Genomic DNA, 23183 nt, shown 5'->3' with positions numbered 1-23183 from the left:
ACGACGACGACCACCACAACGACCACCACCACAACATCTCAGCCGACCACCACGACGACAGTTGTGACGACGACCTCGACGACCACGACCACGACGCCCGGCGGCGGGATCACTCCCGGCTTCGTCGAAATCCCCTCCGGCGCCTTCATCATGGGCAGCCCGGCCGACGAACCGGGGCGGAGTTCGGACGAAACCCAGCACCAGGTGACGCTGACCAACGATTTTGAGATGAGCATCGACGAAACGACGCAAGCCGAGTTCGAATCGGTAATGGGCTGGAACCCCAGCTATTTTGGTCCCAACGGTAATGGCGCGGACTGCGGCGACGACTGCCCGGTCGAGACCGTCAGTTGGTACGACGCCGCGGCGTACGCGAACCAGCTTTCCATCTCGGAGGGATTCTCTCCTTGCTACCTCTTCCTCCAGGTGTCCTGCGAGGACGGCACATATGCGGGTCCGCAATACATGTCCTGCATGAATACCACGCGGCGGGGGATCAACTCGGCGAACGTCGGCCCCTACGGAGTATCTTCGGTTTACGATTGCGAGGGCTTTCGCCTGCCAACCGAATCGGAATGGGAATATGCTGCTCGCGCCGGAACGACGACGGCTTTTTATTACGGTCCGATTACACAGTCCGGCTGCACGCCGATTGACCCTGTTCTAAACTGGATTGGGTGGTATTGCGGCAACGACAACGGCACGACGGAGGTGGTCGGCCAGAAGTTGCCGAACAATTGGGGCTTGTACGACATGAGCGGCAATGTAAGGGAGTGGGCGTGGGATTGGCATGGCATCTATCCCGGTACGGTAACGGATCCCGAGGGGCCCGCGGGTGGCTCGTACCGGGCGCGACGCGGCGGTTGCTGGGATCACATAGCGCTTTACAGCCGTTCAGCGCACCGCTTCGATAACTACCCCAGCGTCCGCGTCGACGACGTGGGCTTCCGCCTTGTCAGGACGTTGCCCTGAGCGTTTGGATGCTTGAACAGTTGGCCGCGCGGAGTTGCGGTTCGGCTCGCGTCGCGACGCCTGGGGACGCCGAACCCCGGTTCGGCCCCGGAAACGCCGAACCCCTCCCGAGCGCGAACGCATGATCAGCCTGGCGTGACGTCGGCCGTTGCATGGCTGCGGACGAATACAATCAAGCCAAACAGGTTTATGAGGAGGCCTTGATGAAAAAGTTTCGCTTGTCGATGGTATTGGCGGTGCTTTTCCTGGGTTTTGGATTTCAGGTCTCCTGCTCGTGCGGCGACGATGACGACGACGATGATGATGCCACCGGCGGCACGTGGACGGATTCTTCGTCCGGTCTAACCTGGCAGGACCCGCCGTTGGGCAAATCGTTGAACTGGGAGGAAGCCATCGAGTATTGCGAGAACCTGGACCTTGACGGCCATGACGACTGGCGTTTGCCGACCATCAGCGAACTGCGTTCCCTGGTTCGCGGCTGCGACGCGACCGAACCGGGAGTCGGTTTCTGTGCCGTAACCGATGCCTGCACGGATTCAGACTGTTCGAGCAATGCCTGCAGGGGTTGCGAATATCTGGAAGGCCCGGGATCGGACGGGGCTTACTGGCCAAATGGAATGTCTGGCGATATCGATTGGTATTGGTCGTCTTCGCAGGTCGCGGACGAAGACGGCTACATGTGGTTCGTCTATTTCGACGACGCCGGCGTCGACAGCGGCGGCCGCGGCGACGGCCTCCACGTGCGCTGTGTTCGTTAGTCAGCCGACCGTGAGGCTCATGACTCGGTGATTTGGTTAATTGGTCATCCCGGCGCGTCCGGCGATTAACCGCCCGGATTGTTCGGACGCGAAACGTCGCTCGCGAGTCGAACCGCCTCCAAAGACCACACCGGCGCGCGACACCGCGGGGCGACACCCCGGGACCGCAGGTGTCCTCACCTGCTTATTAACACGCGCACCGAAGGTGTGCTTCGGACTATATCTTCGCCACATCGACACGAGCCGGCGGCTCGCGAAGTTGGGGTTCGGCGTTCCCGATCCGTTGGCATTCGTTTCCAAATTGACTACGTTCTCCGCCTTATTTCGGGTCGCCATGCCAATCGAAACGGTCGCCTACATCCACACGCAGCCCTTCGGAACGCGCGAGGCCGGTTCGGCGTTTGTCGCCAATACCGCGCGCGGCATCGCCGAGGCGGGGGCGAAGTGCGTTCTGATCGTACCCAAGGGGGATGACGTCGATCTGCACGTGCTGGCGTGGTTGGGGCTGGCCGGGCACCCGGGACTGTCGATGCGCCATCCCCTCGCGACGCGACTTGAGATCGGCCCGTTTCGCCCGAGTTGGGGCGCGCCGTGGAGAAAGCGCGCGTCGAAAATAGCCGAGCGCTCCCACGCCGGCGCGGTGATCTGCCGCGATCTCAAGGTCGCCGCGCGCCTCGTGCGCGATCGCTATCCGGGCCTTGTCGTGTACGAGATGCACAACGTCTACGGCTTTTCCGAGGACGCGCGCGATCAGGCGTTTTTCCCCGCGGCGAAGATTGCGCGTCATCGCAGGCGCGTTCCGCTTGAGAAATACGTCGTCGAGCGCGCCGACGGCGTCATCACCCTGACGCAGGGACTCGCGGATCTCCTGCAAAAAACGCGGCCCGTCTCCGGGCGCGTGCTCGCCGCGGGCACCGCCGCGCGCGCGCTCGCCGATCCGGAGGGATCGCACAGCCGGCGCGACATCGCCTACGTCGGCGCGCTCGATGCGCACAAGGGCGTCATCTCCATCATCCGCGCGCTCGCGCGCATGCCGGGCGACACGCGCCTGAAGATCTTTGGCCAGGGCGAACGCGTCGCGCCGCTCGCCGAGGCGGCGCGAAACCTCGGCGTCGGATCGCGCGTCATCTTCGAGGGGTTTGTGCCGCCCGGCGAACTGCCCGAGCGCCTGGCGAGTTGCCGCGTGGGCGCCGTGCCGTTCGTGGACGTCTTTTTCAACCGCTACGTCTCAAGCCCGATGAAGGTGTTTGACTACCTCGCCGCGGGCGTCATCCCCGTCGTGCCCGACCTGCCGGTGTTTCGCGAGATCTTCGCCGACGAGTCCGCCGCCATATTTTTTCCCGCGGGCGACGAGGACGCGCTCGTGGCCGGGCTCATCGCCTCTTTCGATGACGACGCGATGTTCCGCCGCAAACATCTGGCGGCGCTTCATCAGGCGACGACCTACACGTGGAAGACGCGCGGCGAACGCATTCTCGCGTTCCTTGCCGATCTTCCCTTTCGCGAGTCGCGCCGGCCCCGCAAATGGTGACGGATCGCGACCGGCTCGGCGCGTCGCCGGAAGACGGCGGCACGCATTTCGCGCTGCGCTCCGAAAATGCGCAACGCGTGGAGCTGTGCCTGTTCAATCGCGCCGACAGCGCCGAACCCCGCCGCCGCCTTCCGCTTTCTCGCGGCGACGATCATATCTGGCGCGCGTTCGTGCCGGAGGTCGGCCCGGGCGCGTTGTATGGCTACCGCGTCGGCGGGCCGTACGATGTCGATAAGGGCCTTCGTTTCAATCCACACAAGCTGCTCGCCGATCCATGCGCGGATGCGTTCATCGGCAAGCACGACTGGGAAGGCGAAATGCACTTCGACTACCGCCGCCCGCTCGACGGCGAGAAGTTTGTGCCGGATATGCGCCCCAACGATGCGCGCGCGCCCAAGTGCGTTGTTGTCGATCACGCCTTCGACTGGCAAGGCGTCGCGCCGCCGGATCATCCGGCCGAGAGGCTGGTCATCTACGAAACGCACCTCAAGGGCTTCACGGCGCATCCGTCGTCCGGCGTGGCGACGCCCGGAACCTACGTTGGCTTCATCGAAAAGATCGGGCATCTGCGCGATCTGGGCGTGACCGCCGTCGAGCTTTTGCCGATCCACGAGACGGGACACGAGCACCATCTGGCGTTGAAGGGCCTCACGAATTACTGGGGCTACGCGACGCTAGGCTACTTCGCGCCGGATCAGCGATTCGCGGCGGATGCGTCGCCCGGCGCCGCGGTGCGCGAGTTCAAGACTCTCGTGCGCGAGCTGCATCGCGCGGGCATCGAGGTGATTCTCGATGTCGTTTACAACCACACGTGCGAGGGCAACCGTCTCGGCCCGACGTTCGCGTTTCGCGGCATCGACAATTCCGTTTACTACGCGCTCGATCCGAAATCCCTGCGCACGTACCGCGACGTCACCGGCTGCGGGAATATGCTCAACGTCGCGCATCCGGCGGTGCGCCGCATGATCGTCGATTCGCTGCGGCATTTCGCGACGGCGTTCCGCATCGACGGATTTCGCTTCGACCTCGCCGTGACGCTGGCCCGCAACCCCGACGAGTTCGATCCGGCCGCGCCGCTTTTGACTGAGATCGCAAACGACCCCGTGCTGCGCGGGAAAAAGCTCATCGTGGAGCCCTGGGATCTGGGGCCGAACGGGTTTCGTCTCGGAGGATTTCCGCCGCCGTACGCCGAATGGAATTCACGATACAAAATCGTGGCGCGACGCATCGTTCGCGGCGAACGCGGCCTTGTCGGCGAGTTGGCGTATCGCATCGGCGGCAGCGAGGACCTTTTCGGCGAGTCGCGCACGCCGCGCCACGCGGTCAACTATGTCACCGCGCACGACGGCTTCACGCTCGCCGATCTCACGTCGTATGAGCAAAAGCGCAACGAGGCGAATCTCGAGGACAACCGCGACGGCGAAAACCAGAATCACGCTTCCGGATGGGGCGCCGAAGGGCCGACGGACGACGCCTCGATTCGCGCCGCGCGAGGGCGCGCGCGCAAGAATCTGCTCGCGCTGCTTTTCGTGTCGCAGGGGATTCCCATGGTGCTCGGCGGGGACGAAATCGGGCGCACGCAACGCGGCAACAACAACGCCTACTGTCAGGATAACGAGATTTCGTGGTTCGACTGGAACGGACCCTCGCCGGACGAAACCGGCCGTTTTTTGCGTCGCCTGATCGACTACCGGCTGCGTCACGCCGCTTTTTGCCGGCCGTCGTTTTTCGACGGCGAGGGCGCCCTGAAAACGCATTTCGACATCCGATGGATCGGGGCGAACGGCCGGTCACCGGACTGGCGAGACGGCAACGCGAGATTTCTCGGCTTCCTGCTCGACGGCCGCGCCGCGACCGGCCCGAATCGGCCCGACGATGACGATCACCTCGTGCTCGTCAACATGGGCGACGCGCGCGTGGACCTGACGCTGCCCGAAACGCCGAACGACGGTGTCTGGCGGCTTGTCTTCGACACATCGCGCATCGCGCCCGGAGATTTCCCCGGCGACGACGAACCGCTCGAGATTCACCGCGCGGCAAGTGTGCTTTCGATCCCTCCGAAATCCGTGATCGCGCTCCGAAGCCTCATGCGCCGTCCGGAATCGACCACAGGCGCGAGCGGATAGGCGGCGAAAATGCACGCAGGCGCTCGGCGGTTCGGCCGTCGCCCGGAACATATTGCGGCAGCGCGTAGGTGGCGAAGTGCTCGTTCGCGTATAGCGTGCGTACCACCGGCGTATCCTCGAGCTCCAGGAAGACGTTGCGTTCTGCGAGCATCGCCAGCCCGCGCGACCGCGCGAATTCGGCCAGCATTGCCTGTTCGCCTTCCGGGTCTTTCCACGACACGACAACGCACGTCACCCGCGCCGATTGCAGCCCGGAAAGCACGTCGTTGCTGAACGCCGCCGCGAGATTCGCCTCCGGCAGATCGGTGACCCACGCGTAGTTGTTCTCCCCACCCAAAAGCAAAAGCGCGACATCGCCGCCGCCGGCCGTGCCGCTGTCCGTCTGGCACGCCTGAACCGCGGCAAGGCGCCCCTGAAAATACGCGACTTGCCGATCGAGCGTCGCGTGCGCGTGCGTGCCGGCGAAAACGAGCGCGCCGACGCCGGCCGCGGCCAGCATCACCGGCTGGATCGGTGTGACGAATCCCTCGCGCTCGCGCTTGCGGCCAAAACGCGCGGCGGCGTACGCCAGCGAGGCGCACGCGACGATCGCCAGCAAGACAGCCGGCGGTTTCACCAAATGCACGAACCCGGCGACAAGCGGGCGTCCCGAGCGCGTCTCGACGACGATCATGAACGCGGAGATCGTCACCTGCACGAAAAACGCGATGAACGCCGAGGGGCGGCGCGTCACCGCATGGGCAAGCCCGATACCCGCGAACACAGCAACGGGCGCCATCGACGGCATGAGCACGCGCGGGAAATGATTGACGGGATTGGCGAGGTACAAAACGACGTTCGCGGCGATCAGAAGGGCAAGGTAGGTTCCGATCGGCCATTCGCGTTTATCGCGCGGCCGGGCGAGAAACGCGCCGACGCCGGGCGCAAGAAGAAATGGCGAGATCGAAAAGATATTGGTCAGCCCTTCCCATCGCGCGGACCACACCATTTTTGCGATATCGAAGCGCCAGTCCGAGACAAAATCGTTGAAGATCGACCAGCCGAACGTCGGCAGCCGCCACGCGATGAGCGCGCCGGCCACCACGCCGAAAGAAAGCCCGGCGACCAGGGTCGGAAGACGAAGCCGCTTCGCGCCCAGGCTTCCCCCCACGGAACGGACGCCAAACCACGCCAGCGGAAACGCGCCAAAAGCCGCGAACGTGTGGCAACCGAACGCAAGCCCCAAGAGGAGCCCCGAAACGATCGACACCGCCACGCGCCGGTCCGCATCGCGCACCGCGCGGTCCCACGCCCAGATTCCCGCGAGGATGAAAAACGACAGCAACGCGTATGGCTTGGCGATCGAACCGAAGATCGCCGCAAGAGACGTTGTCGACGCGAGCATCGCGGCCAAGGCGCCGGCGAGCTTGCCCGCGCGCTGCGTGGCGATATCCGCGGCGAGCAAAACAAGTGCCGCGCCGGCAAACAGATCGGGAATCCGCGCGACAAAAAGCGACGTCCCGGCGATCTGCCACAGACGCGCGTACAACTCCACGACGACGGTGTGCGCCATGGACATCGGTTGCCCGTCAAGGTAATCACGCGCCGCGGTGAACAACGCGATCGAATCGCTTTCGAACATCGGCAGCGTCAACGCGATCGCAAGGCGCATCAAAAGGCCGATAGCGGCGACGATCCACGCAATCGCGCAGAGCGCCCCGCCGGGCCCGGTGTCTTCGACAGGCATTTTTGTGGTCACGGCGCGCCATGTTGGGGTGCGTTTCGCGGCGTTTCAAGCCCCCTGCGGGCCCGGAAGTGCGCGATACCTTAAAGGAATTGGGAATTCGGAATTGGGAAGGCCTGTCAAACGCGAATTGCAAATCTGGAATTCCGCATTCCCGATTCCCCACGGGAGCGTTTTTTCTGGCGGTTTGGCACGCGAAGTGCTAGGGTGAAATCGATTGAACGGCAAACGGCGAGTCTGGATCCTGGTGACGCTCGGCGCGGTTCTCGCCGTGCTGGCGATCCGCCTTGGCCGCGAGATTCGCGGTCCGAAAAACGTCGTGGATCTGGAGAAGGCCAGCGAGGAAGGGGCCTACGCCAGCGCCGAGGAATTTACGTACACGCGAACGGAGGGCGATCGCGTCGTGTGGGAGCTGAAAGCCCGGTCGGGCGAATACAGACAGACGGGTGAACTCGTCACCGTTCACGATGTCGAGGCTGTTTTCCACACCGGCAAGGACGGCAACGTCCGCGTCACTGGCCCCGCCGCGGTCATGCATACCGATACGCAGAACGTCGAAATCAACGGCGGCGTGCGCGCCGTCTCGACGCTCGGATACACGCTCCGAACCGACCGCGTCACCTACGGCCATGCCGACGACGAGATCCGCGCGCCCGAACGCGTTTTCGTGAAGGGTCCGGGCCTTTCCGCCGGCGGCGGCAGCCTCACCATGCACCTCGGCGACGAGATCGTGGAGGTCGAGGGCGGCGTCACGGCGGTCATCTGGGACATGGAAAAGCTGAAGGCCGCATCCGGCGCGGCCGAGAAGGACGCGGCGTCATGAGGCGCGGTGTGGTCGCGTTGTTGTTGGTGATCGTACCGTCCCTTGCGATCGCGCTTGCGCCCCGCCTCGCGTGGGCGCAAAACGTCGAAAACTTCGGATTTGACGCCTCGAAACCGATCAACCTCGCGTCGGACCGCCTGGAGGTCGATAACAAGACGCAGACGGCGAGATTCATCGGCAACGTGGTCGCCGTCCAGGGCGACGTCATGATGAACGCGGACATGGTCACGATCGTTTACGACCGGAGCAAACCCGCCGCCGCGTCCGCGCCTTCCGAAGGCGCCGCGGGCGGCCTGTCGGCGCTGACGGGCGGCGACGTCACCGTCGCGTCGATCACCGCCGCCGGGCGCGTCGTGCTGGTGCAGAACGAACGGCGTTTTACCGGCGACCAGATCGTCTTTGACCAGAAAACGCAGACCGTCGTCATGACGGGAAGCCCGAATTTCGTCTCCGGCGAGGACGCGCTGGAGGGCAGCCGGATCGTGATTCACCTGGATACCGAGCGCGTGGAGGTGATCGGCTCGCCGAATCGCCGCGTGCGCATCACGGTGATTCCCCGCGACGTCAAAAACGAGCTTCCCGACCGCGCGCGGCCGCGCGCCGAGCAACTGCGGACGCAGCCGCCGCCGACGGACCCGCCGGCCGATTCCGGGAGCGCGGATGACCAGTGAACTCGTCACGACCGGACTCGAGAAGTCCTTCGGGACGCGCAAGGTCGTGGACGGCGTTTCGATCAAGGTCAGGACGGGCGAGGTCGTCGGGTTGCTCGGCCCGAACGGCGCGGGCAAGACGACGAATTTCTACATGATCGTCGGCCTCTACCAGCCGGACGCCGGGTCCGTCATGCTCGACGGCGACGACCTCACGCGCCTGCCGATGTATCGCCGGGCGCGAAAGGGGCTTTCGTACCTCGCGCAGGAACCGAGCGTGTTCCGCAAACTCTCGGTCGAGGACAACATCCTCGCGATCCTGCAAACGCTCGGGCTTTCGCGCCGCGAGGAATCCGCGCGCCTGGACGAACTTCTCGAGGATCTGTCCATCACGCACATCCGCACGTCGATGGGATACGCCCTGTCGGGCGGCGAGCGGCGCCGCGTGGAAATCACCCGCGCGCTCGTCACCAGGCCCCGGTTCATCCTGCTTGACGAGCCGTTCGCGGGCATCGACCCCATCGCGGTGGCCGAAATCCAGTCGATCATCGCGCAACTTCGTGAGCGCGATATCGGAGTTCTGATTACCGATCACAATGTCCGCGAAACGCTTGGCATTTGCGATCGCGCTTATATTATTCATGAAGGACGAACCCTCGAGGAGGGCGACCCGGCGACGATCGCGGCATCGAAAAAAGCCCGGGAAATCTACCTCGGCGAGAAGTTCCGGCTTTAGGCGGGAACGAAACGGCTCATGACGCAAGACCTCCGACTGACGCAAAAGCTGACGCAATCGCTCGTCATCACGCCGCAGCTTCAGCTCGCCATCAAGATGCTCCAGCTCACGCGCCTGGAGCTTACGGAAACCGTGCAGCAGGAGATGCTCGAAAACCCATTCCTCGAGGAAATCGACGAGGCCGAGGAGGCGCGAGCGGTCAACGATTCGCTGCCCGACAGCATCGCGGAAAACGAGGCGCCCGCCGAGGAAATCCCCACGACCTCCACGGTCAAGGAGATCGACTGGCGCAAGTACATCGAGCAGCAGGCGACCTACGACTACCAGGGCGGGTCTTACGAGGACGAGGAGCGCGAGGAGATCGAATCCCCCCTCTCGCGCGGCGAGACGCTCGCCGACCACCTGCTCTGGCAGCTCCAGATGAGCGATCTGGAGGAGCCGTTGCGCTCGATCGCCGGGCAGATCGTGAACGAGCTTTCCGACGACGGCTATCTTCGCCGGCCCCTCGAAGAGATCGCCGCCGCCCAGGCCGCGTCCGAGGACGATGTCGAGGAGGCGCTGCTGGCGATTCAGGAATTCGATCCGCCGGGCGTCGGCGCGCGCGATCTGCGCGAGTGCCTTCTCATCCAGCTTCGCCTCGCCGGAAACGAGAACCTCGCGCTTCGCCGCGTCGTGGAAAATCACCTGCCCGACCTGGAAAAGCGCAACTACAAGGCCATCGTCGGCGCGCTCAGGATCTCCATGGACGAGCTTGGCGACATGATCCAGCAGATCGGCCGCCTGGAGCCGCGCCCCGGCCGGCCGTTCGGCGGCCATCCGGCGCAGATCATCACGCCCGACGTTTACGTACTGAAGATCGCCGACGAATACGTCATCGTGCTCAATGATGACGGCATGCCCCGGCTGCGGATTTCCTCCTACTACAAGAACCTGCTGACCAACGGCGACGGCCGGGCTCGCGGCAAGGATCGGGAGTACGTGCAGGAACGCCTTCGGTCCGCCGCGTGGATGATCCGCTCGATCCACCAGCGCCAGCGCACGCTCTACAAGGTCGCGCAGAGCATCGTGAAGTTTCAGCGCGAATTTTTCGATAAGGGAGTCAAGCACCTCGCGCCGCTCATCCTGCGCGACGTCGCCGAGGATATCGGCATGCACGAGTCGACGATTTCGCGCGCCACGACCAACAAATACATGCACACCCCCCACGGCATGCACGAGCTGAAGTACTTCTTCAACTCCGGCATCGACGCCACCGGCGGCGACCAGGTCGCCTCCGAGGCCGTCAAATCGCACATCGAAACCCTCATCCAGGAGGAAGACGACAAGAAACCGTTTTCGGATCAGGAAATCGTGGAGTTGCTCAGGCGGCGGCATGGCATTTCGATCGCGCGACGAACGGTGACGAAGTACCGCGAGATGATGCACATTCCGTCGTCCACGAAGCGACGCAACGCCTTTTAGACCGCCAAGGAGGTCAGAACATGCGAATCTCCGTCACGTTCCGGCACATGGAGGCGAACGACGCGCTCAAGGAGTACGTCACGCAAAAAATGGGCAAGCTCAAGAAATACCTGAACGAACCCATCGACGTGAACGTCGTCTTGAGCCAGGAGAAGTTCCGCAACAACGTCGAGGTGACGCTGTCCGCGGAACGGAACGTGATCAACGGCCACGACCAGGAAGAGGACATGTACGCCGCCGTCGACCTCGTGCTCGACAAGATCGAACGCCAGGTCAAGCGCGCCAAGGACAAGGTCCAGGACCACCGCCCCAACGGCAAGGACGTCCCGGAAGTGACCCCGTAACGCGCAAGCGAAATTCTTTCGGAAACGGCGCCGCCCCGCTCAAAGCGAGGCGGCGCCGTTTTTTTTCAATCGGCAAATCGACGGCCGCGAATTCAATTTGGATTACGCGAAAAATTGGTTTAATCTCTTCAACGTGGAAGTGTGATTTTTAATTATGTTGGGAGGTCATCATGTGTCGTCAATTGGATTTGTACCGCCGTATTCCGGTTGTAACGGCGATGTTTGCGGTCGTGCTCCTGTTGACGAACGTGTTCGTCGCGTGTGGGGACGACGATGACGACGAAGATGCAATCGCGGCGGACGACGATGCGGCAACCGACGACGACACGGCGGACGATGACACCGCTGACGACGACACCGGCGACGACGATTCGGCGGACGACGACACGGGCGACGACGACACCGGCGATGACGATACCGGCGACGACGACACCGGCGATGACGATACCGGCGACGACGACACCGGCGACGACGATACGGCGGACGACGACACCGGCGACGACGATTGCGATGACGATTCCGGTGACGACGACCTGGGGGAGGGCGTCTATGACCCTTCGTCGTGTGTCAATCCCGAAACCATCGTTCTGCCGATCCCAACCTTTTCAAATCCCGATCTTGTTTTTGAATTTGTCGCGGGCGGCGCTTCAACGACGGCATACGGCGTGCCTTCGGTCGCGGTCGTGGCGCCTGAGGACGCGTACGTCGCGGCTTCATTCGGCGGGTGGTTGACCGTTGATCGAGTGGACACGACAGGTGTATCGCGTGAGGTACTCGATATGGAGGCGGGTAAGCCAAAAATCGTCGCGGATCAAACCGGACGTATCCACGGCGTCTACACCCGCGGTGCTTCCGGCGGTTCACTTTCAGGAATCTTGATGTATCTAACGAACGCCGAGGGAAGTTGGACGGCGACGCCAATCGATTGCGGAAATGAGACCTATTTTTACGACATCGCCATCGATCGGGAGGATCGACCGCATGTTGTTTTCACGTATTCAGGCGGCGGCATACGGGCCGCCCGCCCGCATGATGGGACCTGGGAGGTGCAACAGGTCGCGACCGGCGATTGGGACGATATTTCGATTGCGGTTCATGGTTCGGACAATATTCACGTCCTGGCGTCGTCGGAGTGGCCGGGTTATGGGAGCCTCGGAATCGTTTCGGTTCTGCAATCGTTCACGCGGAACGCGGGTGTTTGGACGTCCACCATTGTGGACATCGGATTCGCGTACGAATTCTTTAAGGACTATTCTGGCGAGCGCCTTCAAAGCACCGGTGCCGCCTTCGACTCTTCGGGCAAACCGATTGCGGCTTACACGCGCGAACTCATCGATGGTTACGTTGGATTCTTTTGGTTAAACGAACACGCAATCATTTGGAATCCGTCGGCGACACCGTCGACTCAAGATATCGCCTCTTGGTGGGATGGTGGCCCGGCCATGGCGGCGACGGTCGATAGGAACGGTTCACTTCACGTATCGTATCCAAAAGACAATGTTGGGCTCGCCTACGTGACGAATACGACGGGTGCCTGGATCGAGGAATTACCTGGTGGAGATGGCGGATCCGACAGCGCTATCGACCTCGACGTTTGTGGCCGCCCGCACATCGTGCATCGAAAGCGCAGCGACTATTCAATCCATCATGCCAGACGCAATCAGGGCCAGTGGACGAATACGGTGATCGAAGACCGTGACAGAATTTCATTTCGACCGGCAATTTACCAAGATAGGCAAGGGGCGACACGCCTGTTTTTTCGTTCTCTCAAAGAGGACGCATTCGTCTCCGCGGTGAAGGTCGGCGGCGCCTGGATGAGAGAGCGTCTTTTTAACGATGCCAGCGTCGAAAGCAGCGCCGATCCGATTGTACGCGTCAATTCCGCCGATCAGACGCACGTTCTGTTTTCTAGAGGCAAACTTCGATACATATATTTCGACGGGAGCACGTGGATCGAAAATGGGATACCAGGTATGCCCGATTCGGAAAATTGCGAATTTGACATAGACGTATTCGACCGCCCGACAGTTTTTTGCGAACTCGTCTCCAGCAACTACGACCCGCGATTCGCGGTTCATGAAAACGGAACGTGGAATATTGTCTCAATACCTATACCGGAACCGGATGCGGTTGATTATGGCGGTCTTGCCTTGGCGCTAGATAGCAGCGGAATCGCCCATGTCGTATTTTCCATGTTGGCCGATGAGGATCCGACTTTCGGTTTCGCATATGGAACGAACGATGGCGGGAATTGGAATACCGCCAAGATCGCCGACACTTATTCGACAAATAAAGAGCGCGGCGCGTTGTTGCTCGACGCCAATGGAGATTTACACTATTTCGTCGGAGCCCGTACGTCCGGGGGGACACCGGCAGTCCTGCTGCATCTCGAAAATGAGACCGGAATCTGGGTTGGATCCAGCATTTACGAGTTACTCGAAACAGGGGCAACACTGAGCAATGTCTATGCGCGTATCGGTCCTGGCGGTTTTCATCATATCGTATTTGAAGAAAAAACAGGCGCGGGCCGGGCGACGAAATACGCCACGAACATGTCCGGAAAATGGACGGTTGCGACACTGTCGCGCGCGCACGGAACCGGTTCCGGTTTCGTTCTTGGCGCGAATGGCATGATACAACTGTCAAACGGCGTGAGTACGACAGCGATTGTACTGACATATCCGCTAGGTTATAGCGACAATCCGTGATTAACGAACTGTGACAAATGAAGCCCGCCGCTTCGAATACCCGTTCGAACCGACGCAGCGGCCAATTAACCAAAGCTTATTTCACGCTTGCATACGCCTTCTCCAACTCGGCGACGTCGATCTTCACCATCGGCATCAATGCTTCGATAACACGCCTGGCGCCGTCCTTGTCGTCGCTGACCATGAAGCGGTAGAGCGCCGCGGGGACGATTTGCCAGCGCACGCCCCAGCGGTCCATGAGCCAGCCGCAGCCCTGCGGCTCGCCGCCGTTTTCGAGGAACGCCTCCCAGTACTTGTCGATTTCGGCCTGGTCCTCGCACTTGACGACAAACGAGATCGCGTCGTTGAACTCGTGATGCGGGCGGCCGTCGCTCATCGCCTGAACGGGAGTTCCAAATAGTGTGAACTGGACGATCTTCAACGTGCCCGCCGGGCCGCTTGGTGTATCCGCGGGCAGGGCAAAGACGGAATCGACGTGCGAATCCGGAAAGAGCGAGCAATAGAATTGCGCCGCTTCCTCCGCTTCGGCCGCGTACCAGAAATGCGGGAAGAACCTTGCGTTTGCGACCGTTGCCATCGTTTGGCCTCCTTTGCGATGACGTTTCGGACGTTTCGTCATTCCGATACGGCATGGCGCCATGGCGCGGCGCTACTGTTATCTCGGTCAGCCTCGGTAAGCGGCTTCCAGCGCCTCGATATCGAACTTCACCATCTTCAGCATCGCCTCGGCGACGCGCCGGGCGCCCGCCGGGTCGTCGCCGCCCATCAGGCGGTCGAGTGCGGTCGGGACGATCTGCCAGCGAAGGCCAAAGCGGTCGATGAGCCAGCCGCACGCCTGAGCCTTGCCGCCATTTTCCAGGAACGCGGTCCAGTATTTGTCGACCTCGGCCTGATCGTCGCACATGACGGTGATCGAGATCGCGTCGTTGAATTCGTGGTGCGGGCCCGCGGTGAACGCCTGGAACGGCCGGCCGAAGAGCGTGAAGTTGACGATCGTCACCGAACCCGCCGGCCCGCTTGGCGAGTCGGCGGGAAGCGCGGTGACGCTGTCGACGCGCGAATCGGGAAACAGCGAGCAATAAAAATTCGCCGCTTCCTCCGCTTCGTGCGCGTACCACAGGCACGTGAAAATTTTCGCGTTGGATACGGACGTCATGACGGTGTTTCCTTTCGCGCGAAGCGCATGACCGTTTGTCGGCGCGCGTTTGCGGTGTCATTCTTCGGCCCCCGTTCCGGGTCCCGGAATGACGGGCGCCGCGTCAACATACGTCGGTCGCGGCTGGTTTGCTGTAACCGGCTACGCGATCTCGCTTCTTCCGAGAAATCCCGATATCCGGACCACGCCCCAAATCAGCAGCGCGATGCCGGCAAGCTGGATCGCGTTGCCTTGGTCGTAATAAGCCGCGACACCGCCGGCGATCGGAATGATGATGTAGAGCGCCTGATAGCTCGGCACAACGGTGACCGCTTTCGCCTTCGCGAGCGCGATCTGGACGATCGCAAAATCCGCGAGGCCCGTCGCGATGAACAGGTAGAAAAACGGATTGCGCAGCGCGGCGGGGATGTCGGCGAAGATGTCGTCGCACGTGCAGCGGATCATGCACGCCTTCTGAAAAAACACCGACATGCCGCCGCCGATGCCCGCCACGCCGCCGAGGATCACGCCCGCGCCGCGATACCCGTGACGCACGCACCAGAAAACGAGCGCGATCGAAATTGACGCCGCGACGAGCGCGAATACGACGAGGTTGGGCAAATGAATGGACGAAACGGGCGCCGGCCAGACAGCGGCGGCGGTATCGGGCGTGAACCCGTAGCTTTTGAATCGCGGCCAGCGTTCGAAATATCCGGCGAGAAGGGTTCCCGCCAGAATGAGCGCGATCGCCTGGATCTCCGCGCGGCCGATTTTCTCGCGCAAGACGAAGGCGGCAAATATCGCGAGCGCGACAAGCCCGACGCCCGACAGGGCGGCGACGATCGTAACCGGACCGTACGCGCAAGCGGTGAACGTCAGGAACGTCGAGGCCACCATGCCGGCGGTGCCGGCGCACCACACGAGAAAGCGAAAGCGGTAGCCTTTTTCGCGAAAGATTCTCGCCGGGTGCGCGATTGACTCCACGCCGTATTTTTGCAACCCACGGCCGAGGCTGAGGCACACCGTCGCGGACAAGCCGTAGAAAACGGTTTTGGACATGGAGGGTTCGATCATGCGCGGCCTTTCGAAAATAAACGGACCCGGATTCTTCACCGTCCCGCCCCCGGGGAGCAATCGCGCCTGTAGGAGAAAGGGTTCGCGCCGCGATTCGACGTATAAAATTGTCAGCGGCCGGGTGTTGCTCCAAAGGCAAAGATTTGGTGGAATCCCGCGCGTCGAAAACGGCGCGGCGGGGACGTCACCAAATCGGACGATGACGCCGCCGTTTCCCTTCTGGAGCAAGGTCGTACATTCTCATGAAGATTCAGGACTTTCTTTCCGCGAACCGGATCGTGGCCGACCTCAAAGGCCAGGAGCGGTCGGCGGTCTTGCGTGAACTGGCGATGGTGCTGGCCGAGTCGCGTCCCGGGCTCGATGCGCGCGCGGTGCAAAAGGTGCTCGAGGACCGCGAAAAACTCGGAAGCACCGGCATCGGCGCGGGCGTTGCGATCCCGCACGCCAAGATGGCCGGCCTGGACGAGGTGTTGCTGGCGGTCGGCCGGTCGAGCGAGGGCATCGAGTTCGACAGCGCGGACGGGAAACCCGCCCATCTGTTTTTCGTCATCGTCGCGCCGGAAAATTCGGTGAGCGTGCACCTGACGCTGTTGGCGCGCATCAATCGTCTGGCGATGAACGACGCGGCGCGGAACACGCTTTTGACGTCGGGCGACGCGGCCGGGATAATGCGCGCGATCGAGACCTTCGACGAAGCCGCGTGACGCGCCGTGACGGCCGCCGCGTGGCGGCAAGGGAGCGTAGCCTTGGCCTTTGTGCGCGTGCGTGAACTGGTCGCCCCCGCGGCCGAGAATCTCGAGCTGAAGCCGCTCACCGACGAGATCGGCCTTGGCAACAAGATCGGTGTCCCGCACGTGCAAAACCCCGGACTCGCCCTGGCCGGGTACACGCGCCACATCGTGCCGCAGCGCGTGCAGGTCTTTGACCGCGCCGAGATCGACTACCTCGAACGCATGGACCCCGAAACCGCGCGCACGAACCTGAACGAATTTTTCGGAAAGGGCGTGTGCGTGTGCGTTCTGACCGCGGGGATGGAGGCGCCCAAGCTCATCCTCGAACTGGCGCGCGAATCGCGCACGCCGGTGCTGCGCACCAAGCGCTCCACGCACGACTTTACCGAAAAGCTCACGCATTTTCTCGAAAACCGTTTCGCGCGGCGCACCACGTTGCACGGCGTTCTGATGGACGTCTCGGGCGTCGGCGTGCTGCTTTTGGGCAAGAGCGCGATCGGCAAGAGCGAATGCGCGCTCGACCTCGTTTTGAAAGGCCATCGCCTTGTCGCCGACGACATCGTGGAATTGCAGCGCGTCGATCCGGACGCGATCTACGGCCGCGGCTCGGACATCACCAAGTACTACATGGAGATCCGGGGCCTCGGGATCATCAACGTCAAGGAGATGTTCGGCATCGGCGCGATCCGCGACCTGAAGAAGGTGCACCTGGTCGTGAAGTTCGTGGAGTGGACGGACGCGGTGGAGTATGAGCGCATCGGCCTTGACGAACAGAGCTACCAGATTCTCGGCGTGGAGATGCCGATGGTGACGCTGCCGGTTCGCCCCGGCCGCAACATGACGGCGATCGTCGAGGTCGCCGCGCGCAATCATCTGCTGAAGATGGAAGGCTACAACGCGGCGCAGTCGTTTCAGGCGAGCCTGCTCGAACGAATTTCGCTTGGCGCGGTTGACGACGACACGGGGGACGGCGAATGAAGGACGTTTCCGTCGTCATCGTCACGGGCCTTTCCGGATCGGGCAAGAACACGGCGCTGCACGACCTGGAGGACCTCGGTTATTACGCCGTCGACAACCTCCCGCTCCAGCTTCTGCCGAAGCTCCTGGAACTGACGCACATCACGACCGAGTTCTCGCGGTTCGCGCTGCTCATGGACGCGCGCGAGCCGGAGTTCGCCGATCTGTTCGAGGAAACGTTTCGCCAGGCGAGGGCGGACGGCATCGACATCTCGCTGTTGTTCATGGACGCCGACGACGCCACGCTGCTTCGCCGCTACGCCGACACCAAGCGCCGCCACCCGCTCGACCACGACGACGGCGGCGACCTGCGTGCGTTGATCGCCCGGGAACGCGAACAGCTTGCCCGGCTGCGCGATCTGGCGTCGATGGTCATCGATACCTCGAAGATCTCGATCCACGATCTGAAACGGATCCTGAAGGAGCGCTTCACCGTCACCGGGCGGCACCCGATGCACGTCTCGCTGATGAGCTTTTCCGCCAAGAAGGGCGTGCCCACCGACGCGAATCTCGTGATCGACGTGCGTTTTCTGCCAAACCCCTACTACGTGCCGGAACTGAAGGACCGAACGGGCCTTGACCCGGACGTCGCGGACTACGTTCTGTCGCACGAAGCGGCGCGAAAGCTGGTCGAGAATTTCGGAAACCTGCTTCGCTTCCTGTTGCCGTACTACGAAAAAGAAGGTAAAGCCTACCTCACCGTGGCGGTGGGTTGTACCGGTGGCGTCCATCGATCGGTCGCGATCGTCGAGGCGCTCGGCCGGTTGCTCGCCGACGGCCGCCACCGCATCACCGTGACTCACCGCGAACTCAATCGTCATCACGAAATTTCGCGTCCCACGCCGGATCGGGGGAACGCGGATTAATGCAGGGAATGAAATGATCGGCATGGTTATCGTGGCTCACGGCGGACTCGCGGACGAGTTCATCCAGACAACGCAGACGATTCTCGGCAAGGACCTCGAAAATTCCGCGAGCGTGGCGATCAATGCGCTCGAGGATCCCGAGGCGATCGCGGAAAAAATCGAGACCGCGGTGCGCGCAACGGATTCCGGCGACGGCGTCATCATCTTCACCGACATGTTCGGCGGCACCCCCTCGAACGTGGCGTTGACGTTGCTGAAAGAGGGGCAGGTCGAGGTGATCACCGGCATGAATCTGCCCATGATCCTGAAGCTCGCCGAGTCGCGGAACGGCCGGCCGCTCGCCGAGATCGTCCGCGACCTGGTCGAAACGGGGCGCCAGCATCTGGCGCTCGCCAACGATCTGTTGCGGGGAATCGGCCATTAGCGGCGACGGCGTCATTCAGAAGGACGTGCAGGTCCGCAACATGGCGGGCTTGCATCTGCGCCCGGCGTCGAAGATCGTAAAGGCCATGGCCGATCTCGACTGCGACGTACGCCTGCGCCTCGCGGACCGCGAGGCCAACGCCAAGAGCATCATGAGCGTCACCACGCTCATCGCGCCTCGCGGCTCGACCATCACCATCGAGGCGTCCGGACCGGACGCCACGCGGGCTGTTTCCGCGCTGGCCAGTCTGTTTCAAAACAAGTTCGGCGAAGAGTGATGTCGGAGCATCGTGCCGTGACGCGAACGTTGCGCGGCGCGGTCGGATCGCCCGGGATCGCCGTCGGCCTGGCCTACGCGATTGATCGCGGCAAGCTCAAGGTTCCCATGCGGATGGTGTTGCCGGAGATGACGCTCTTCGAGACCGGGCGCTTTCGCAACGCCGTCAATGAGTGCCGCGACCAGCTCGACATGCTGCTGGCGCGCGACATGCCCGACGAGCACCGGCAGATCCTCGAGGCGCACATGCACTGGGTCGAGGATCGCGAGCTGGCCGCGCAAATCGAGCAGATCATCGAATCCGAGCGCATCAACGCCGAGTGGGCCGTCAAGAAGCTCTTCGACAACCTCAAGGCCACCCTGACGACCGACGAGGAGTCGCTGCGCGAGGCGCGCGCAAACATGTACGACGAAATCAGTTCGCGCCTTCTGCGGAATCTCATGGGCCTGCACCAGGACTCGATGGAGTCGCTGCCGGTCGGCGTCGTCCTCATCGCGCACAACGTCGCGCCAAGCGACATGGCGGTCATCGATTTTCGCAGCGTCGAGGGCATCGCCATGGACATGGGCGGCCCGACAAGCCACACCTGCATCCTCGCCCGCGGCATGGAGATCCCCGTCGTTGTCGCTCTCGAACGCGCCACCTCGACCATCCAGACGGGCGATGTCGTCATCCTGGACGCCGTCGAGGGCAAGGTGATCGTCCATCCCACGATCGAGCAGGTTGACGAATACCAGGAAAAATCGCGACGGATCGACGAGGAGGCGCGCGAGCTTCTGAAGCTGAAGGACCGCCCCACGCAGACCGCCGACGGCACGCCGGTCCGCCTGTGGGCGAATCTGGAACTGCCGCAGGAAATCGAACTGATGCGCCGCTACGGCATCCACGATGTCGGCCTGTTCCGCAGCGAGTTCATCTGCATGGGGCGCGGCGGCGTGGCCGGCGAGGAAGAACAGTACCGCATCTATTCCGATCTGCTGCGCGCGATCGGCAAGGACCACATCGTCACGATTCGCACCTTCGATTTCGGCCTCGACAAGGTCGCTTCGGACATCGGCTTGCCGCCCGAGGCCAACCCCGCGATGGGCCTTCGCGCCGTCCGCTATTGCCTGCGCCGCGAGGATGTCTTCAAGGATCAGCTGCGCGCGCTGTTGCGCGCCTCCGTGCGCGGGCGCCTGCGCATCATGTTCCCGATGATCTCCGGCCTGGGGGAATTGCGCGAGGTGAAAGGCGTGCTCGAAGAGGTTCGCCAGGAACTCGAACTCGAGGGCATCGAATACGCCGACGATATCGAAACCGGGATCATGATCGAAATCCCGAGCGCCGCGCTCATCGCCGACGCCCTCGCGAAAGAGGTGCGTTTTTTCGGCATCGGCACGAACGATCTGATCCAGTACGCGCTCGCCGTCGATCGTGGCAACGAAAACGTGGCGGAGCTCTACCGCCAGACGCACCCGGCCGTTTTGCGACTGGTGAAAATGGCGGTCGACGCCGCGGGCAAGGCGGGCATCCAGGCCTTCATGTGCGGCGAGATGGCCGGCGATATCCAGATGACCATGCTGCTCATCGGCCTTGGCGTTCGGCACCTTTCCTCGAATCCACCCGCGCTGTTGCGCGTCAAGAAGCTGCTTCGGCGAATCGACGTCGCGCGCGCCGAACGCTTTGCCGCGCAAGTGATGGCGCTCGATACCGTGGAGGAAATCGGCGCCTTCATGGCCGCGGAACTAATGCGTGAGTATCCTGACGTTTTCGACCAATACAATTGGACGATTCGATAACTTATCACCCGCGAATATTCGGGTTTCTTATCGAACGGCGTATGTTGTGCGGGACGCATGGGCGATGCGCCGGATCGCCGCTGTGAGGGAGTTGACAAACGAGGAGGTTCAATTTAATCGACATAGTTCGGCGAAACTCGCTGCATAGATGTCATAATAACTTAATTTATATTTTGGAAGCAAACTCAAGGGGAGCGCCGCGCGGATCGTCAGGGACGGACGAACGGGCGCCAGGTGGGATCCGTTGGCACTGACTACGTCCGTTTCGCAATTCATCGACGCCTGCCGGGACTCGATGCGCCTTTCCGAAAAAACGGTTCGCGCGTATCGGTACGACCTTCTGCAGTTCGCGGGGTACGTCAAGGGCCGCGCGGTGGATGCGATCGATTCAACGCACGTCGAGAAATATTTGCAGCAATTATCGGACGTTGACGGCCTGAAACCCGCGTCGCTCCGGCGAAAGCTGATGACGCTTAAGGCGTTTTTCGGTTTCTTCGAGAATCTGGGCGGCATCGGCACAAATCCGACAGTCGGCGTCGTCGCGGGCGTGACGGCCACGCGCCCGATGCCCAAGATCCTGAACATCGGCGATGTCGAGCGCCTCCTCGATTATCTCGAGGCCGAGGTCGAGCGCCTGGCCGAGCGCCAGGAAGACGCCGGCGCGCGCGACGTGCTGCTTTATCGCAACGCCATACGCGATCGCGCCGTGATCGAGCTGCTTTTCGCCTCGGGTATGCGTGTCGGTGAACTGGCCGCGCTCGATATCGGCGGCCTCAATCTCGCGAAACGGACGTTGTGCGTCGTCGGACGTCAATCGCGCGAACGCGTCTTGCACATCGACAGCGACAGAACGATCGCGGCACTCCGGCGCTACAAGGCCACCCGGGAGCCGGCGAACGCGGCCGAGCCGGCGCTGTTTCTGAACCGTTTCGGCGGGCGCCTTTCCATTTTCGCCGTCGAGAACATCTTCGATCGCGCACGCAAGGCCGCCGGCATCCGGCGCCGCGTCACGCCGCACGTTTTGCGTCACACGCTGGCGACGATGTTATTGAACAGCGGCCGCCCGGTCGCCGACGTGCAGGATATCCTCGGTCACAGTTCTTCGATCACGACGCACCTCTACGGCGACATCGCGCCCAAGCGCCAGAAACGGCTGCTCGAAAATTTTGACACAGGCGGGCGCTTGTCGGTCCGCGTGGTCGCCAAGGACGTAAGGGACTGAACGGCGCGCTCGGTCGGTCTGCTCACGCCTCGGCGCCGGCGACCGCCGCCGTGCGCGTACCGGTGTCTTCCGGCGCGCGCGTGAACGCGCGGCGCAACCGCAGTGAATTCGAAATGACGGAAATGGAGCTGGCCGCCATCGCCGCCGCGGCGAACGTGGGCGGCAGCGGACCTCCCGTCAGCAGATAGAATCCGCCCGCCGCCAACGGGATCCCGACGACATTGTAAATGAACGCAAAGAAGAGATTTTGCCGGATCGCCGATAGCGTGCGCCGCGAGATCTCGATCGATGTCACGACCGTCATCAGCCGAGGCCCGACGATCGCAAGGTCCGCGGATTCGATCGCCACGTCGGTCCCGCTGGAAAGCGCGATACCCAGATCCGCGCGCGCCAGTGCGGGCGCATCGTTGATGCCGTCGCCGACCATCGCGACAACGCGGCCCTCGTCCTGCAATTGCGCGATCCGCTCGGCCTTCTTGTCGGGCAAAACCTCCGCGATCACGTCCTCGATACCCAGGCGCGCGGCAACGGCAGCCGCGGTCGGCCGCGCGTCGCCCGTCAGCATCGCGACCGAAAAACCCATCTCCCTAAGCCGCGCGACCGTTTGCGCCGCGTCGTCCTTGGGCGGATCGGAGACGGCGATCGTTCCGGCGGCGACGCCGTCGATCGCCACGACGACGGCCGATTCCCCGTCGCGCGCCGCCTCGTCGATCGACGCCCGCAGCGCCTCGGCGCCGATGCCGATTTCGCGCGCGTATGCGGGCGATCCAACCGCGACGCGCGCGCCGGCGACGCGCCCGCGAAGGCCGAGCCCCGGCGAGATCTCG

The 23183-nt window shown here is 62.7% G+C and carries 22 protein-coding genes; 17 read left to right on the top strand and 5 right to left on the bottom strand.

From position 1 onward, the window contains the following. The 4 genes from K8I61_11430 to glgX all read left to right on the top strand — a co-directional run. Positions 1 to 972, top strand: a 972-nt coding sequence (locus tag K8I61_11430; protein MBZ0272640.1) for a formylglycine-generating enzyme family protein, incomplete at its 5' end; no start/stop codon positions are given. 203 nt (positions 973 to 1175) lie between these two features. Then, on the top strand, positions 1176 to 1730 hold the full coding sequence (locus tag K8I61_11425) for a DUF1566 domain-containing protein (GenBank protein MBZ0272639.1): 555 nt from the start codon (positions 1176 to 1178) through the stop codon (positions 1728 to 1730). A 334-nt stretch (positions 1731 to 2064) separates the two neighbouring features. After that, positions 2065 to 3261 (top strand): glycosyltransferase, encoded by a 1197-nt coding sequence (locus K8I61_11420; GenBank protein MBZ0272638.1) that lies wholly within the window; start codon positions 2065 to 2067, stop codon positions 3259 to 3261. Next, positions 3255 to 5387, top strand: coding sequence for a glycogen debranching protein GlgX (glgX, locus tag K8I61_11415; GenBank protein MBZ0272637.1), 2133 nt, complete (start codon positions 3255 to 3257; stop codon positions 5385 to 5387). Before K8I61_11420 ends, glgX begins: the two co-directional genes overlap by 7 nt. Here the strand turns inward: glgX and K8I61_11410 are convergent. Then, positions 5347 to 7113 (bottom strand): glycosyltransferase family 39 protein, encoded by a 1767-nt coding sequence (locus K8I61_11410; protein ID MBZ0272636.1) that lies wholly within the window; start codon positions 7111 to 7113, stop codon positions 5347 to 5349. The genes glgX and K8I61_11410 overlap by 41 nt on opposite strands. Before the next feature lie 214 nt (positions 7114 to 7327). Between K8I61_11410 and lptC the strand changes: the two genes are divergently transcribed. The 6 genes from lptC (at position 7328) to K8I61_11380 (ending at position 13832) form a co-directional block, all read left to right on the top strand. Then, positions 7328 to 7933, top strand: coding sequence for an LPS export ABC transporter periplasmic protein LptC (gene lptC / locus K8I61_11405; protein MBZ0272635.1), 606 nt, complete (start codon positions 7328 to 7330; stop codon positions 7931 to 7933). After that, positions 7930 to 8604 carry a hypothetical protein gene (locus K8I61_11400; GenBank protein ID MBZ0272634.1) on the top strand — a complete coding sequence of 225 codons (675 nt, stop codon included), beginning with the start codon at positions 7930 to 7932 and terminating at the stop codon, positions 8602 to 8604. Before lptC ends, K8I61_11400 begins: the two co-directional genes overlap by 4 nt. Then, on the top strand, positions 8594 to 9319 hold the full coding sequence (lptB, locus tag K8I61_11395) for an LPS export ABC transporter ATP-binding protein (protein ID MBZ0272633.1): 726 nt from the start codon (positions 8594 to 8596) through the stop codon (positions 9317 to 9319). Before K8I61_11400 ends, lptB begins: the two co-directional genes overlap by 11 nt. Before the next feature lie 18 nt (positions 9320 to 9337). After that, complete coding sequence (rpoN, locus tag K8I61_11390; protein ID MBZ0272632.1) at positions 9338 to 10780, top strand: RNA polymerase factor sigma-54; 1443 nt, start codon at positions 9338 to 9340, stop codon at positions 10778 to 10780. A gap of 20 nt (positions 10781 to 10800) precedes the next feature. Continuing rightward, positions 10801 to 11124 (top strand): ribosome-associated translation inhibitor RaiA, encoded by a 324-nt coding sequence (gene raiA, locus K8I61_11385; protein ID MBZ0272631.1) that lies wholly within the window; start codon positions 10801 to 10803, stop codon positions 11122 to 11124. Positions 11125 to 11294: 170 nt separating this feature from the next. After that, positions 11295 to 13832: a hypothetical protein gene (locus K8I61_11380; GenBank protein ID MBZ0272630.1), complete on the top strand. Its 2538-nt coding sequence runs from the start codon at positions 11295 to 11297 to the stop codon at positions 13830 to 13832. A 76-nt stretch (positions 13833 to 13908) separates the two neighbouring features. Here the strand turns inward: K8I61_11380 and K8I61_11375 are convergent, their stop codons facing one another. From K8I61_11375 to K8I61_11365, 3 genes are all read right to left on the bottom strand, one after another. Beyond that, the gene (locus K8I61_11375; GenBank protein MBZ0272629.1) at positions 13909 to 14409 is read right to left on the bottom strand and encodes a VOC family protein; all 501 of its coding nucleotides are present in this window, start codon (positions 14407 to 14409) and stop codon (positions 13909 to 13911) included. A gap of 87 nt (positions 14410 to 14496) precedes the next feature. Next, entirely contained in the window at positions 14497 to 14988 is a 492-nt protein-coding gene (locus K8I61_11370; GenBank protein ID MBZ0272628.1) for a VOC family protein, read from the bottom strand. Between the two features lie 141 nt (positions 14989 to 15129). Then, a complete protein-coding gene (locus K8I61_11365) occupies positions 15130 to 16026 on the bottom strand; it encodes an EamA family transporter (GenBank protein MBZ0272627.1) in 897 nt (298 codons plus the stop codon). A 257-nt stretch (positions 16027 to 16283) separates the two neighbouring features. Between K8I61_11365 and K8I61_11360 the strand changes: the two genes are divergently transcribed. The 7 genes from K8I61_11360 (at position 16284) to K8I61_11330 (ending at position 22356) form a co-directional block, all read left to right on the top strand. Continuing rightward, positions 16284 to 16745 (top strand): PTS sugar transporter subunit IIA, encoded by a 462-nt coding sequence (locus tag K8I61_11360; GenBank protein MBZ0272626.1) that lies wholly within the window; start codon positions 16284 to 16286, stop codon positions 16743 to 16745. Positions 16746 to 16787: 42 nt separating this feature from the next. After that, positions 16788 to 17750, top strand: coding sequence for an HPr(Ser) kinase/phosphatase (hprK, locus tag K8I61_11355; GenBank protein ID MBZ0272625.1), 963 nt, complete (start codon positions 16788 to 16790; stop codon positions 17748 to 17750). Beyond that, complete coding sequence (gene rapZ, locus K8I61_11350) at positions 17747 to 18655, top strand: RNase adapter RapZ (GenBank protein MBZ0272624.1); 909 nt, start codon at positions 17747 to 17749, stop codon at positions 18653 to 18655. Before hprK ends, rapZ begins: the two co-directional genes overlap by 4 nt. A gap of 13 nt (positions 18656 to 18668) precedes the next feature. Next, positions 18669 to 19079: a PTS sugar transporter subunit IIA gene (locus K8I61_11345; protein ID MBZ0272623.1), complete on the top strand. Its 411-nt coding sequence runs from the start codon at positions 18669 to 18671 to the stop codon at positions 19077 to 19079. 25 nt (positions 19080 to 19104) lie between these two features. Beyond that, positions 19105 to 19356: an HPr family phosphocarrier protein gene (locus K8I61_11340; GenBank protein ID MBZ0272622.1), complete on the top strand. Its 252-nt coding sequence runs from the start codon at positions 19105 to 19107 to the stop codon at positions 19354 to 19356. A gap of 17 nt (positions 19357 to 19373) precedes the next feature. Continuing rightward, entirely contained in the window at positions 19374 to 21134 is a 1761-nt protein-coding gene (ptsP, locus tag K8I61_11335; GenBank protein MBZ0272621.1) for a phosphoenolpyruvate--protein phosphotransferase, read from the top strand. Positions 21135 to 21378: 244 nt separating this feature from the next. Further along, a complete protein-coding gene (locus K8I61_11330; GenBank protein MBZ0272620.1) occupies positions 21379 to 22356 on the top strand; it encodes a tyrosine-type recombinase/integrase in 978 nt (325 codons plus the stop codon). A 22-nt stretch (positions 22357 to 22378) separates the two neighbouring features. On the opposite strand, the gene K8I61_11325 is transcribed toward K8I61_11330, so the two are convergent. After that, positions 22379 to 23183 (bottom strand): HAD-IC family P-type ATPase (locus K8I61_11325; protein MBZ0272619.1); only part of this gene is annotated, 805 nt, incomplete at its 5' end.

It is taken from the genome of bacterium, assembly GCA_019912885.1.
Taxonomy (GTDB): domain Bacteria; phylum Lernaellota; class Lernaellaia; order JACKCT01; family JACKCT01; genus JAIOHV01.
The sequence above is the reverse complement of the archived record's forward strand: the minus strand, read 5'-3'. Positions and strand labels throughout refer to the sequence as shown.

What these genes read in the sequence shown, in the direction of transcription:
- K8I61_11425 (MBZ0272639.1), top strand. Translation starts at nt 1,176, where the DNA reads ATGAAAAAGTTTCGCTTGTCGATGGTATTGGCGGTGCTTTTCCTGGGT.
- K8I61_11420 (MBZ0272638.1), top strand. Translation starts at nt 2,065, where the DNA reads ATGCCAATCGAAACGGTCGCCTACATCCACACGCAGCCCTTCGGAACG.
- glgX (MBZ0272637.1), top strand. Translation starts at nt 3,255, where the DNA reads ATGGTGACGGATCGCGACCGGCTCGGCGCGTCGCCGGAAGACGGCGGC.
- K8I61_11410 (MBZ0272636.1), bottom strand. Translation starts at nt 7,113, where the DNA reads ATGCCTGTCGAAGACACCGGGCCCGGCGGGGCGCTCTGCGCGATTGCG.
- K8I61_11400 (MBZ0272634.1), top strand. Translation starts at nt 7,930, where the DNA reads ATGAGGCGCGGTGTGGTCGCGTTGTTGTTGGTGATCGTACCGTCCCTT.
- lptB (MBZ0272633.1), top strand. Translation starts at nt 8,594, where the DNA reads ATGACCAGTGAACTCGTCACGACCGGACTCGAGAAGTCCTTCGGGACG.
- rpoN (MBZ0272632.1), top strand. Translation starts at nt 9,338, where the DNA reads ATGACGCAAGACCTCCGACTGACGCAAAAGCTGACGCAATCGCTCGTC.
- raiA (MBZ0272631.1), top strand. Translation starts at nt 10,801, where the DNA reads ATGCGAATCTCCGTCACGTTCCGGCACATGGAGGCGAACGACGCGCTC.
- K8I61_11380 (MBZ0272630.1), top strand. Translation starts at nt 11,295, where the DNA reads ATGTGTCGTCAATTGGATTTGTACCGCCGTATTCCGGTTGTAACGGCG.
- K8I61_11375 (MBZ0272629.1), bottom strand. Translation starts at nt 14,409, where the DNA reads ATGGCAACGGTCGCAAACGCAAGGTTCTTCCCGCATTTCTGGTACGCG.
- K8I61_11370 (MBZ0272628.1), bottom strand. Translation starts at nt 14,988, where the DNA reads ATGACGTCCGTATCCAACGCGAAAATTTTCACGTGCCTGTGGTACGCG.
- K8I61_11365 (MBZ0272627.1), bottom strand. Translation starts at nt 16,026, where the DNA reads ATGTCCAAAACCGTTTTCTACGGCTTGTCCGCGACGGTGTGCCTCAGC.
- K8I61_11360 (MBZ0272626.1), top strand. Translation starts at nt 16,284, where the DNA reads ATGAAGATTCAGGACTTTCTTTCCGCGAACCGGATCGTGGCCGACCTC.
- rapZ (MBZ0272624.1), top strand. Translation starts at nt 17,747, where the DNA reads ATGAAGGACGTTTCCGTCGTCATCGTCACGGGCCTTTCCGGATCGGGC.
- K8I61_11345 (MBZ0272623.1), top strand. Translation starts at nt 18,669, where the DNA reads ATGATCGGCATGGTTATCGTGGCTCACGGCGGACTCGCGGACGAGTTC.